Raw genomic sequence first — 13,341 nt, 5'->3', positions numbered from 1 at the left:
CGGGTGACAAGGCACTCCGGCGAACGCGAACCGGCCGCCACGCGCACCGCCAGCAGCGCCGGACCACTCGGCGGCCTGCCGACCTCGTGCTGACGCTGTCCTATCAGAGCATCAGGTGCCGACATCGCCGCGGCGACGGGCCGATGAATGGGCTACGCGTGCGTCCAGTGGATCCGCGCGCCCGGCGCGAAGCCCGCCGCCACGGTGAGTTTGCCGTTGGGTTCGCGGCGGCACGATGCCACGGCGATGTGGCAGGGGCGCGGGAGGTCCGGCGGGACCCGGACGCCACCGTCGATCTCGTACCGCATGTTGGTGACCTTCCATGCGCGTGCTTCCGGCTCGTCCGGTGCGACAGGAGCGCGGTCGGGGCGCGCCACCACCATCACTTCGGTAACTCCGGTGGGCCACATGAAGGTCAACAGACCCGCCCGCTCCCCCAGATCCGTGACCACCGGGATGCCGCTCGGCATCGGATCGTCCGGCACGACAGCCGCGGTGGGGTCGACACCGGAACCGGTCGCAGCCCCCGCCCGGAACCCGGCCGACTCGCCGGGTACCCCGCCGAAGCTCCCCGACTGGGCGCCACTGGGCGCAGCGGAATCCGGCGACGGTTCCCGCTGGGCAGTCGAACCCGGCCGGGGAACGCTGCCAGAGTCGGCTACCGCACCCGGCTCGACCACCGAGCCGGGTAGACCGTCCGCATCCTGCCGAACCGCTGCTTCCTGTTCTGTCACCGAGCCGGACCGATCGACCGCGTCGTGCGGCACGGCCTGTCGAGACGGGCCTGACGAATCGGGCAGCACCTCCGGGCCGGAATCGTTCCTCGCATGCCGATCGATAGAGCCGGACCGAGCCGCCGGAACCGCATGGGCGGCCTGGCCGGACTCATCCGCTGGGGCAGGCCCGCTCGCCGATACCGGTCGAACCACCGAACCCTGCGGCATCGTCGTCCCAGGAGGAGCCGCCGGAACCGTGGCCTCGTCGTGACTGTCCACCGGCGCGGACTGGCCGGCTGCGGCCGGTTGGACGACCGGACCCGGCGGCATGGCGGATGCGGAATCGGCTGAGCCGGCCGAACGGTCCGCCGAGGCGGGCTCAGCCGCCGGAAGCGGTTGAGCGGCTCGGCCGGGCAAGTCCATCGAGGCGGTCGGCGATCGCCGCGGCTCGGGTGCGGCGTCCGAGCGTATGGCTTCGGAGTAACTCCCCGACGTAGCGGCGGCGACGGCGTACACCGGCACTTCGCCGGGCGGAGCGCCTCCGTCTTCGAGTTCGGTGCCTCGGGTGCGGCCGACCACGCGCCAGGAGCCGTCCGGCTGGAGGCGGGTGACGCGGTAGGCCACATCGTCGGCCGGGGCGGGCGACCAGACCACCTGCACGGAGCCGTTCGCCATGCGGGTGGCCGTCACGCGGCCGGGGGCGGGGACGGGGGTGGCGGCCAGCGCCTCGCTCGCGCCGGGGTGGTCGACGCAGGCGGCTTGGGCGGCGCGCAGTGTGCGGGAGCGTTCGGCGGACGGTCCCGCGGCCGCGGCGGCGACCAAGCGGTCGGCTTCGGCGACGGCGCGTTCCGCCTCGGCGAGCAGTTCGTCCAAGCCCGCGATGGAGCCGGTGGGCGGCGGCACGTCGGCGGCGACGCGTCGCAGCTGGCGGAGGTGTTCGAGCGCCTCCACGTAACGTGCGGCCGCTCGGGCCGCGAGGGCGACGCGCCAGTGCCGGGCCGCGTCGGCGAGCACTCGTTCCACGTCGTCGGACACCGAGCGGATCGGTGTGGTGCCCTCGTTGTGCGGATCGAGGCCCCTCGCCTCGGCGATGTGGCGCGCGGCCTCCTGGGGGCGGCCGCCGCGCAGCGCCGCCCGCGCGGCCTTGAGCGGCTCCTCCCACTGCCGCCGCGGCGGAGCGGGTGCGGCGGGTGTCGCGGCCCGGCCCGTGCTCGAAGGAAAAGGCGCGGGCGTCGGCCGCGCGGATCCGACAGCGCGCGAACCCAATTCGACGGCCAGATCTTCGAGCAGCCGTCCCGCGGCGTGCGGGTCCATGCCGAGCGCGATCGCCTCGTCGAGCAGGAACTCGTAGTCCTCCCCCACCAGCTCGTCCTCGACCAGCACGGCGGCCCGCACCTTGGGCCGCAGCTCCGCGGTGACGTCCTCGACGATCGAGGCGACGTACTCGGCCACCACGGACCCACCGGGCTCCAACAGGTCCTGCACGTGGATGAGCAGTTCGTCGAGCACGACACGCATCCGCCCCGGCGGCAGCTCGCGCGACCGGGCGCGCAACGCGTCGGCGCGCAACCGGATCTCGCCGGTGTGGGTGGCGCGGCTGGGATCCAGCCCGAGCAGCCCGAGCAGCGTCGGCGCGGGCGGACCGTCCACCAGCCGCCCCCATTCGGCGAGCAGCCCGCGAATCTGTTGGCGCCGTTGGTCGGTGAGCGTGCTGGTGACCGCGGGCGCGGTGGACTGTGGCGCGTCCTGGATGATGCGGTGACGGCGCAAACGGGCGGCGACCTCGGTGGCGGACAGCCCGCCCATCGCACCGATCTCCTCCAGCCCGGGCACTTTCGCGGCGGGCACCCCGCCGTGGCGCTGCACCAGCCGGGAGATCGCGGTGTCCAGCATCTCGTAGCGTTCGGCGTCGCGCTGTTCGCGCTCGTGCCGGATCCGGATCGCTTCGGCCCGCCGCGCTGACGCGTCGAGCAGCAGATAGGACAGTTGATCGTGGTTCTCCACCAGCAACCCGACCAGCACGCGGTACTTCGGATGATCACGCTGGCGCTGCCAGAAGCCCCACACCTCGCTCACCCGAGCGGAAACCTCGGCGTCGCTGAGCGTCTCGGCCTCGTCGAGCGGAATGTCGTAGAGCTCGAACGGGTCCGACTGGTCGATGCCGCCGCGGCGCTCGACCGCGGCGAGCACCCGCTTGCGGTAATCGTTGGGGTCGAAAGCGTGCATGGCGGCTCAGCTGTCGCGGCGGCGGGAGCGCTGCACCTGGTCGAGCTCACGCGCGACATCGGCCTGGGACAGGGTGGCTCCAGTCTGCGCCGACAACGTCAGCGGCATGTCGGCGTCGACGTGGTGCGCGGTCACGTGCAGTACGCCGTCGAATCCCATCTCGAAGGTGACGCGGACCTCGCTGCCCGCCGGATAACCCGGGGGAATGCCGCGAATCCGGCCCTCCACAAGCACTTTGGTGTCCTCGGGACGCATCGAGGCGGCCTGCCCCTGCTGCTCCACGATGGTCAGCTCGATCTGATCCTGGTCCTCGCGCACCGTGCCGAACGACCGACGCACCCGCACCGGCAAGGTCTGGTTGCGCTGCACCAGCCAGGCGGCCGCCAGCCCGTAGTGCGAATCCAGCGCGAGCACACCGAATCCGCGCGAGACCACCGTGTCGACCTGGATCTCCAGCATCCGGCGCACCAGACTCACCGGCTGGCCGAACGATTCCGCGACCCGCGCGATCGACTGCTCCAGATCCGCGGGCGCCGCCTCGTTCAGGCTCGACCCGTCGCGCAGCCGACCGCGGGTCACGAGATCGGCGACGATCAACCGCTCCATCTCGAGCTTCTCGCCGTAGAGCGCCGCGCCGCGCGCCACCGACAGATCGGGATCGCGCAACTCGCCGATCAGGCCGAGTTCCTTCTCCAGCTCGCGAGCGACCATCGGCATCCGGGAAGAGCCGCCGACCAGCAGCAGCCGGTCGACCGACGCCACACCGCGCTTGCCCGCCGCGGCCAGACAGTCCCTGGTGAGATCGAGCGTGCGGCGCATCAGCGAGGCCGTCATCGACTCGAGCTCGTTCCTGGTCAGCGTGATGACGGCGCGGGCGCCGTCGTGCGCGACGACGACCTCGGTGCTCTCCTGGACGCTGAGTTCGCGCTTGGCGCGCTCGGCGGCCAGCACCAGCGTCTGCGAACCCGCCGAATCGTCCAGCGGGTCTTCGGCGTCGGGATTGGCCGCGCAGAACTGCTGCGACAGATACAGGGCGATCCGCTCGTCCCAGTCCGCGCCGCCGAGCTGATGATCGCCTTCCACCGCAAGCACGGAGATGCGGCGATCGGCCAGCTCGATGACGGTGGCGTCGAAAGTGCCGCCGCCGAGGTCGTAGACGAGCACGGTCTCGCGCGCACCCGATTTGCCGATGTCCACGCCGCCGTCGAGCCTGCCGAACCCGTAGGAGAACGCCGCGGCGATCGGCTCGGAGAGCACGCCCGCTACGTCGAAGCCCGCGTAGGTGCCCGCCTGAATGGTGGCGCGCCGTTCCTCGTCGCCGAAATACGCGGGCACCGTGATCACGGCCCTGCGTACCGGCTCACCACCGCCGAATTCCGCGTCGGCGGCCAGACTCTTGAGGATCAGCGCCGAAACGGCCGGCGCGGACCAGGTCTCGCCGTGCGCGGCGAAACGCCACTCCGCGTCGCCCATCCGGCGCTTCACCAGCGAGCACACGTGCTCAGGATCCAGCCGGGCCTGCCGTCGGGCGCCTTCGCCCACCAGATGATCGAACGCGGACGCGAACAGCACGACCGAGGGAACCGTCGGTTCCCCGTTCATGCCGATCATTACTTCGGGCCGACCGTCGGCGTCGATCCGCGCGATCGCCGAGTTCGTTGTGCCCAGGTCGATGCCGTAGACCCCCATGGCAGGCGATGGTAGCAGCCACCGCCGACAGTGGCGCAGCGACCGATGGGCGAATCCGGCTGACGCCCAGAACAATCGACTCGTGTCCCGGCTATGGTGCGAACATGACGGAACCAGTCGCGGAATCGCTCGCCCAACTCGTCGAACGCGTCGAAGACCTGTCCCGGGTCGTCGCCCGCCAGGCCGCCACCATCGAGCGCCTCGCCGACGAGGCCAAGGCCCGCGCCCGCCAGGACCGCGCCGGCGCCGATCTGCCGCTGGTCGTCGAGCTGTTCGCCCTGCACAACGACACCGCCGCCTGCGCGGCCACCGCCGAATCGCCCAGGGAGCGGGCGGCGTTCGAGGCCATCGGCGCGCGCGTCGAACGGCTGCTCACCGGTCGCGGAGCGACGATCGTCACGCCGCGACCCGACGACCCCTTCGACTCGCTCACCATGGAGGCCGCCGACGTCACCGCCACCGCCGACCCGGACGCCGACCGCACCGTCGACGGACTCGTGCATCCCGGGCTCACCGTGGCGGGCCGGTCGGTCCGTCCCGCGGGCGTCGTCGTGCGCCGCTACCGGGCGGTGCAAGAACCCGCGTGACCCAGGTCAGCGGCCGCGCTCGTAGGAGTGGTCGGGCCGCTCGACGCGGTGGTACTCGCGGACGACGAGCGTCGGCGTCGAATCGCGGTCGCGGCGCGCGCTGTCCGGTTCCACGACGCCGCGCACCTCGAGCCAAGTGTCCTCGTCGAGCGGCTCCTCGATGCCGGACAGGTGCAGCCGGATGTAGCGGGCGTCGGCCACACAGCAGGTGATCACCACCCGGGCCAGGTCGATGCCGTAGCCGCGCATGCGGCGCAGCACGAAACCGCTGACGGTGATCTCCCGGCCGTCCAGCGACCGGGTGGAGTCGAGCGTCGCGCGGTTCACCACCTCGGTGATCGAGACGAAGGGCGCGGGTTCGTCTGGCAGCGGCGGGTAGGCGATCAATTCCGGTTGCGCCACAACCGGATCCGGCGGACGGATCGCCGAACTCGTCACGGCGGCTCCGGCCCCGAGCGCGGGCGGGGCGACGAGCAGCAGGGTGGCGACCGGCGCGAGCAGCAGCCACTGCACGCGCCCGTGTCCGTGCTCGTGCGCCGCGCGCCCGCGGTACAGGTCACCGATGACGGCCGCGGTGCCAAGCGCGACGATGCCGATCCCGCTGATCAGCAGGAACGGGAAGAGTCCCGGCTTGACGTAGCGCAGGTAGGTGCCGTCGAAGGTGGTGCGCAGCACCGCGATTCCGATCAGCAGCAACAGCAGGTTCTGCGTTTCCCGCCTCATCGCGCACCCCCGAGGAAGACGTAACCCGCCACCGTCGCGCAGACGATCGCGACCGCGAAGGTCGACGGCGCGAACCACAGCGCGAACCGCCGCCCGAACGCCCCCGCCTGCATCGCGAACAGCTTGACGTCCACGGCGGGCCCGACGACCAGGAACACCAACCGCGGCAACAATGGCAGTGTCGACATGCTCGCCGCGACGAACGCGTCGGCCTCCGAGCACAGCGCGAGCACCACCGCCAGCACTGCGAGCACCACGATGGCCAGCAGCATCTGGGTGGCCAGCTGCTCGAACCACCGCGGCGGAACCAGCACGTGCAGCGCCGCCGCGGTCGCCGCGCCCAGCACCAGGAACGCTCCGGCCTGGAGCAGGTCGTGACGCGCCGCCTCGGCGAAGACCTCGATTCGGGTGCGGCCGGTCACGCAGTGGTCCGGTCCGCCGCGCGGCAGCATCCAGGCGGGGCTGCCGAACCGCGACCACAGCAACCCCATGACGAGGGCGGTGGCCAGCGAGCCGGCGAATCGCGCCGCCACCATTCCCGGTTCGCCGGGAAACGCGACAGCGGTGGCGATCAACACGACCGGGTTGATCGCGGGCGCCGACAGCAGAAAGGCCAGCGCCACCGAACTCGGCGCGCCCTGATCGATCAGCCTGCGCGCCACCGGGACGACGCCGCACTCGCAACCGGGCAGCGCGACGCCCGCGAGCCCGCCGACGCCGATCGCCGCTGTCTCGTTGCGCGGCAACACCTTCCGCAGCAGCGCGGGCGAGACGAACGCGGCGATGGCGCCGCTGACCACCACACCGAGCACGAGAAAGGGAATGGCCTGGACGAAGACTCCGACGAACATCGTCAGCGCGGTCTGGAGCCGCAGTCGCGCGTCGATGGCCGAGGCCAGCTGAGCCTGCCAGACGATTCCCGCCACCAGCAATCCGGCGAGTACGTAGGTCGACGACACCCGGATTCGCGTGCGGTGCGCTGGCAGGTGCTCGAGCATTCCCCCATCTTGCCAGGAATGAATATCGTTTTCGAAATATCGTACCGGTCGGTCAGGCGCGGCCGCGCGGGATCTCCGCGCCCACCTGCGCCCAGCGACCCGTCAGCGTCCGCCAGACCACCGCCGCGAGCCGCAGCACCATGAAGGCGACCAGACCGGACCAGATGCCCGCGATGCCCCAGTCGAGGACGAGCGAGAGCCAGATGGCGGGCAAGAAGCCGACCAGCGCGGCGCCGAGCGTCGCGGTCCGCAGGAACGCGGCGTCACCCGCGCCGAGCAGCACGCCGTCGAGCGCGAACACCACACCGGCGACCGGGATGATGCCCACGAAGAACCACCACACCACGTGGGTGCGATCCAGCACGGCGGGATCGTCGGTGAACAGCGGCGGGACGACCGCGTACCCCGCGGCGAACGCACCGGCCAACGCGAGCGCGAAGACCTCCGACCACCGCGTGACGCGCCACGCGAGCCGCCGCGCGCCCACGGCGTTCCCACTACCGAGCGCCGCCCCCACCAGAGTCTGCGCGGCGATGGCCAGCGAATCCAGCGTCAGCGCAAGGAAGTTCCACAGTTGGAGGACCAGCTGATGCGCCGCGACGGACGCCGCACCGAACCGCGACGCCACGGCCGCCGCCGACACGAAACAGGCCTGGAAGGCCAAGCTGCGCATGATCAGATCGCGACCGAGCACCAGTTGGGCACGCATCACCGCCCAGTGCGGAACCAGCGAAACCCGTTCGCGCACCAATGCCCTCAGGAACAGCGCGGCCGTCACCGTCTGCCCCGCGACGTTCGCCACCGCCGAGCCGGGCAACCCGAGCGTGGGCGCGCCGAGCAAGCCGTGTACCAGAACCGGGCACAGCACGGCCGAAAGGCCGAGGCCCGCAACCACATACAGCAGCGGACGGCGGGTCTCCTGCACACCGCGAAACCACCCGTTGCCCGCCATCGCGATCAGAATGAGCGGCACGCCGAACAGCGCGATCCGCACCCACGGCAGCGCCTCGGCGGCGATGTCCCCGCCGCCGGCGATCGCGCTGGTCAGCGGAACGGCGAACGCCTGCACCGTGATCAGGATCAGCAGGCCGACCAGCACCGCGAGCCAAGTGGCTTGTACGCCCTCGGCCACCGCGCCTCGTTCGTCGCCCGCGCCGTGCCTGCGCGCGGCCCGCGCGGTCGTTCCGTAGGACAGGAAGGTCAGCTGGGTACTCACCTGCGCGAGAATCAATCCCCCGACGGCCAGCCCGGCCAGCGCCAGCGCGCCGAGCCTGCCGACGACCGCGAGATCGAACAGCAGGTAGATCGGTTCGGCGATCAGGACGCCCAGCGTGGGCAGCGCGAGCCCGAGAACGCGCCGCGGCCCGGCCTCGGTGGGATCTGCATCGCTCTCGGCGCGGACGCCCTCGATATCCTGCCTGCTCATCCCGCTATCCGAGTGCGGCGAGCAAGGCCCGCACCACGTCCTCCGGGCGGCCGTCGGTGGTATACCCGGCCGCGTAGCGGTGCCCGCCGCCACCGAGCGCGGTCGCCACCTCCGCGACATCCACTCCGTCCTGCGCGCCGGGCCCGGAATCGCGCGACCGCAGCGACACGGTCCAGCGGCCGTCCACGGTGCGCGACTCCTTGAACACCGCGGCGACCCCGGCTTCGGCCGTGGTGCGGACGATATCGATGACGCTCTCGACCTCCTCCGACCGCACGCCGGTGACGTCGTCGCGGCGCACGAACGCGTACGCCAATCCGGTGCCGCCACGCGCACCGGGCTCCAGCCTGGCCGTGCCCAGCACCCGTGACAGCATCGGCAGCCAGTCGAACGGATGGGTGTCCATCAGCGTGCGCGCGATCTCGGCGCCGTCGATCCCGGTGGCCAGCAACCGTTCGGCCAGCTGGTGAGTTCCGGGCCGCACCCAGCGGAACGAGCCGGTGTCGGTGACGAGACCCGCGTACAGGCAGTGCGCCACCTCGGCATCGATCGGTACGCCCCAGGCGTCGAGCAACCGGGCGATCAGGCTGGTCGTCGATTCCGCGCTCGAATCCACCACATTGATCGCGCCGAAGCGAGTGTTCGAGCGGTGATGGTCCAGCACCAGCGTCGTCGCCGCGCCGGACAGCCGGTCGGCCAGCGCGCCGAGCCGCCCCGCGCTGCCGCAGTCCACCGCGACGAGCAGGTCCACCTCGAGCGGCACCTCCGCGGGGCGCGCCAGATGCGCTATCCCGGGCAGTGAGCGCATGGAAGCGGGCAGTTCGGCGGGCTCGGCGAACGACACCCACACCGGGATGCCGCGCCGATGCAGCACGAGCGCCAGCGCCAGACCGCTGCCGATGGTGTCGGCATCGGGTTGCACGTGGCACAGGATGGTGACCGATCCCGCGGCGTTCAGCGCCGCGACGGCCGCGTCGAGCTCGGCCTCGTTACCGCTCGTCGTCATCCGCGCCGCGCGTCACTCGGCGCTGTCGCGCTCGACCTTGTACGGATCGGCGTCGCCTGCGTGCCTGGCGTTGGCGGCCGTCCTGGCCACCGCGTCGTCGGCGGCCCTGGCGCGGGCCAGCAGCTCCTCCATCTCGCGCGCGGCGTCGGGCACCTTGTCCAGCACGAACGCCAGCGTCGGCGTGAATTTCACCCCGGTCCCCGCACCCACCTTGGAACGCAGCACACCCTTGGCCTTCTCCAGACCGGCGGACGCGGCCGCGTAATCCGGTTCGGCGTCGAGGGTTTCACCCATCACCGTGTAGTACACCGTGGCCTCGCGCAGATCACCGGTGACCTTCGCGTCGGTGATCGTCACGAAACGCAGCCGCGGATCCTTCACCTCGTATTCGATCGCGGTGGCGACGATCGAGGAAATCCGCTTCGCGAGTCGGCGTGCCCTGGCTTGATCCACCATGGCCGTCTCCTCCTCACTGTTGTCTGTATTCGGTTGGCGTCGCGGGGCTCAGTCTTCGGGCCCGAAGATCCGGCGGCGTACTGCCAGCAACTGTAACTCCGGGCGCGCCGCGACGTGCCTCTCACATTTGTCGAGCACTTCGGTCAGGTGATCCATGCCGGCACTGACCATGGCCACTCCCAGCAACGAGCGCCGGTACCGATCGTGTTCCCCGCCCTCGGCCGCGCTCACACCGAAGCGTTGCAGCTCGGCGAGCACCGGCCGGATGACCGACCGCTTCTCCTTCAGCGAATGCACGTCGCCGAGCAGGATGTCGAACTCCAGTGCACCTAGGTACACCCACACACCTTTCAGTGTTCTAGGCCGAACCGAACACCGCACCTCGCGCCCGGCACCCCGCCGCAGGGGCGGGGTCTCGGACGCTGGTGCGGTGTTCGAATACTCGGATCGGTCAGTCGCGCGGCTTCTCGCGCAGCTCGTACGCCTCGATGACGTCGCCCTCCTTGATATCGGAGTAGGTCAGCGTCATACCGCACTCGAAGCCCTCGCGGACCTCGGTCGCGTCGTCCTTCTCCCGCTTCAGCGAGGAGATGGTGACGGTCTCGGCGATCACCACGTTGTCGCGCAGCAGACGCGCCTTGGCGTTGCGCTTGACGGACCCGGAGGTGACCATGCAGCCCGCGATGTTGCCGACCTTCGACGAGCGGAAGATGGCCCTGATCTCGGCGCGACCCAGCTCGACCTCTTCGTAGATCGGCTTGAGCATGCCCTTGAGGGCCTTCTCGATCTCGTCGATGGCCTGGTAGATCACCGAGTAGTACCGGATGTCGACGCCCTCGCGGTTGGCCAGCTCGGTCGCCTTGCCCTCGGCGCGCACGTTGAACCCGATGATGATCGCGTTCGACGCCGAGGCCAGGTTGACGTTGGTCTCGGTGACGCCACCGACACCGCGGTCGATGACCCGCAGGCGCACCTCGTCGCCGACCTCGATACCCATGAGGGCCTCTTCGAGGGCCTCGACGGTACCGGAGTTGTCGCCCTTGAGGATCAGGTTCAGCTCCGAAGTCTCCTTCAGCGCGGCATCCAGATCTTCCAGGCTGATCCGCTTGCGGCTGCGCGCGGCCAGCGCGTTGCGCTTGCGCGCGTTGCGGCGGTCGGCGATCTGGCGAGCGATGCGGTCCTCGTCGACGACGAGCAGGTTGTCACCGGCGCCGGGCACCGAGGTGAAACCGACGACCTGGACGGGCCGCGACGGCAGCGCCGCCTCGACGTCGTCACCGTGCTCGTCGACCATGCGGCGCACGCGACCGTAGGCGTCGCCCGCCACGATCGAGTCGCCGACGCGCAACGTGCCGCGCTGGATGAGCACGGTCGCCACCGGACCACGGCCGCGGTCGAGGTGCGCCTCGATGGCGACACCCTGGGCGTCCATGTCCGGGTTGGCGCGCAGGTCGAGGGCGGCGTCCGCGGTGAGCAGGACGGCCTCGAGCAGTGCGTCGATGTTGGTGCCCTGCTTGGCGGAGATGTCGACGAACATCGTGTCGCCGCCGTACTCCTCGGCCACCAGGTTGTACTCGGTCAGCTGCTGCCGGATCTTCTCCGGGTTCGCGCCTTCCTTGTCGATCTTGTTGACCGCCACGACGATCGGCACGTCGGCCGCCTGCGCGTGGTTGATCGCCTCCACCGTCTGCGGCATGACGCCGTCGTCGGCGGCGACCACCAGGATCGCGATGTCGGTGGCCTTCGCACCGCGGGCACGCATGGCGGTGAACGCCTCGTGACCCGGGGTGTCGATGAAGGTGATCAGCCGGTCGTCGTCGCCGAGGTGGGTCATCACCTGGTAGGCGCCGATGTGCTGGGTGATGCCACCGGCCTCGCCCTCGCGGACGTTGGCCTTGCGGATCGTGTCCAGCAGTCGGGTCTTACCGTGGTCGACGTGACCCATGACGGTCACGACCGGCGGACGGACCTGGAGGTCCTCCTCGTCGCCCTCGTCCTCGCCGTAGGTGAGGTCGAAGCTCTCCAGCAGCTCGCGGTCCTCGTCCTCGGGGCTGACCACGTGCACGACGTAGTTCATCTCGCTGCCGAGCAGCTCGAGGGTCTCGTCGTTCACCGACTGGGTCGCGGTGACCATCTCGCCGAGGTTGAACAGCGCCTGCACCAGAGCGGCCGGGTTCGCGTCGATCTTCTCCGCGAAGTCCGACAGCGACGCGCCGCGGGCGAGCCTGATGATCTCGCCGTTGCCGCGCGGCAGCCGCACGCCGCCGACGGCGGGTGCCTGCATGCTCTCGTACTCGGCGCGCTTCGCCCGCTTCGACTTGCGACCACGACGCGGGGCGCCACCGGGGCGACCGAACGCACCGGCCGCACCGCCACGGCCACCGGGACCGCCGGGACGACCGCCGCCGCCACCGGGACGACCACGGAAACCACCGGCCGCGGGAGCACCCGCACCGGCACCGGGCGCACCGGTGCCGCCGCCACCACCGCGGTAGCCGCCGCCACCGCCGCCGGGACGACCGGCGCCACCGGCGCCGCCACCCGGACGACCGGGACGACCCGCACCTGCGCCGCCGGGGCCCGGACGGGCCGAACGCTGCGGCATCGCACCGGGATTCGGACGCGGGGGCATCGAGCCGGGGCTCGGACGCGGACCGCCGGGACGGGCGCCGCCACCCTGGGCAGCGGCCGGACGCGGACCGGCCTGGCCGGGACCCGGGCGAGGACCGCCCTGGGCCGGACCCGGACGCGGGCCACCCTGGGCCGGACCCGGACGCGGACCGCCCTGGGCCGGACCCGGACGCGGGCCACCCTGAGCCGGACCCGGACGCGGACCGCCCTGGGGCGCCGGACGCGGGGCGCGCTCACGCTCGGGCGCGGGCGTCGACGAGTAGGGGTTGTTACCGACGCGCGGCGTCTTGGGACCGGGCTTCGGCCCACCGGGACGCGGACCACCCTGCGCGGGCGCACCGGGACGCTGCTGCTGACCCGGACGCGGCCCACCAGGGGTCGGGCGCGGACCGGACGGAGCAGGCGCGGCCTTGGCGGCGGGCGCCGAGTCCTGCGCGGGCGTCGCGGGGCCCGGCTTCACGGCCGGACCGGGGCGAACGCCATCGCCGGGACGGGCGGCGGCCGGGGTGGGAGTCGCGGCGGCGGCCGGGGCCGCGGACGCGGCCGGGGACGGCGCGGCGGACTGTGCCGGAGCCTGGGTACGTGGGCCGGGGCGCGGACCGCCCGCGGCGGGCTTCGCGGCCGGACGGGCCGACGAAGCGGGCCCGGGGCGCGCCCCGGACTTGGAGTCTGCCGCCGGCGCGGACTTCGCCGCCAGCGACTCGCGCAGCCGACGGGCGACGGGTGCTTCCACCGTCGAGGACGCCGACTTCACGAACTCGCCCTGCTCCTTGAGCGTTGCGAGTAGTTCTTTGCTCGTGACACCGAGTTCTTTGGCCAACTCGTGCACGCGGGCCTTGCCTGCCACTGCTCTCCTCACTGAGAGGTCGAGCAGTGCCACCGT

General features: G+C 71.6%; 10 protein-coding genes. 1 reads left to right on the top strand and 9 read right to left on the bottom strand.

Translation table 11 applies throughout. The features are described from left to right. Positions 1-152: 152 nt before the first annotated feature. Both FB390_RS15720 and FB390_RS15715 read right to left on the bottom strand, forming a co-directional pair. Entirely contained in the window at positions 153-2,942 is a 2,790-nt protein-coding gene (locus tag FB390_RS15720) for a SaeA-related protein (protein WP_141809617.1), read from the bottom strand. 6 nt (positions 2,943-2,948) lie between these two features. Then, positions 2,949-4,631 (bottom strand): Hsp70 family protein, encoded by a 1,683-nt coding sequence (locus FB390_RS15715; RefSeq protein ID WP_141809616.1) that lies wholly within the window; start codon positions 4,629-4,631, stop codon positions 2,949-2,951. Between the two features lie 104 nt (positions 4,632-4,735). On the opposite strand from FB390_RS15715, the gene FB390_RS15710 reads away from it, so the two are divergent. Continuing rightward, entirely contained in the window at positions 4,736-5,218 is a 483-nt protein-coding gene (locus FB390_RS15710) for a nucleotide exchange factor GrpE (protein WP_141809615.1), read from the top strand. 6 nt (positions 5,219-5,224) lie between these two features. Here the strand turns inward: FB390_RS15710 and FB390_RS15705 are convergent, their stop codons facing one another. The 7 genes from FB390_RS15705 to infB form a co-directional block, all read right to left on the bottom strand. After that, entirely contained in the window at positions 5,225-5,941 is a 717-nt protein-coding gene (locus FB390_RS15705; protein WP_141809614.1) for a TIGR03943 family putative permease subunit, read from the bottom strand. Continuing rightward, positions 5,938-6,939 carry a permease gene (locus FB390_RS15700; protein WP_141809613.1) on the bottom strand — a complete coding sequence of 334 codons (1,002 nt, stop codon included), beginning with the start codon at positions 6,937-6,939 and terminating at the stop codon, positions 5,938-5,940. The genes FB390_RS15705 and FB390_RS15700 overlap by 4 nt, the downstream gene beginning before the upstream one ends. 52 nt (positions 6,940-6,991) lie before the next feature. Further along, positions 6,992-8,365: an MATE family efflux transporter gene (locus FB390_RS15695; protein ID WP_141809612.1), complete on the bottom strand. Its 1,374-nt coding sequence runs from the start codon at positions 8,363-8,365 to the stop codon at positions 6,992-6,994. A gap of 4 nt (positions 8,366-8,369) precedes the next feature. Beyond that, positions 8,370-9,371, bottom strand: coding sequence for a DHH family phosphoesterase (locus FB390_RS15690; RefSeq protein WP_141809611.1), 1,002 nt, complete (start codon positions 9,369-9,371; stop codon positions 8,370-8,372). Between the two features lie 12 nt (positions 9,372-9,383). After that, entirely contained in the window at positions 9,384-9,827 is a 444-nt protein-coding gene (gene rbfA, locus FB390_RS15685) for a 30S ribosome-binding factor RbfA (protein ID WP_141809610.1), read from the bottom strand. Between the two features lie 48 nt (positions 9,828-9,875). Next, positions 9,876-10,166 (bottom strand): DUF503 domain-containing protein, encoded by a 291-nt coding sequence (locus FB390_RS15680; RefSeq protein WP_141809609.1) that lies wholly within the window; start codon positions 10,164-10,166, stop codon positions 9,876-9,878. Positions 10,167-10,278: 112 nt separating this feature from the next. Further along, on the bottom strand, positions 10,279-13,305 hold the full coding sequence (infB, locus tag FB390_RS15675; protein ID WP_141809608.1) for a translation initiation factor IF-2: 3,027 nt from the start codon (positions 13,303-13,305) through the stop codon (positions 10,279-10,281). Between the last annotated feature and the right edge of the window lie 36 nt (positions 13,306-13,341).

The organism is Nocardia bhagyanarayanae (assembly GCF_006716565.1).
In the GTDB taxonomy this organism is placed as follows: Bacteria; Actinomycetota; Actinomycetes; order Mycobacteriales; family Mycobacteriaceae; genus Nocardia; species Nocardia bhagyanarayanae.
Note: the sequence above shows the minus strand (reverse complement) of the source record. Positions and strands in the feature narration are given on the sequence as shown.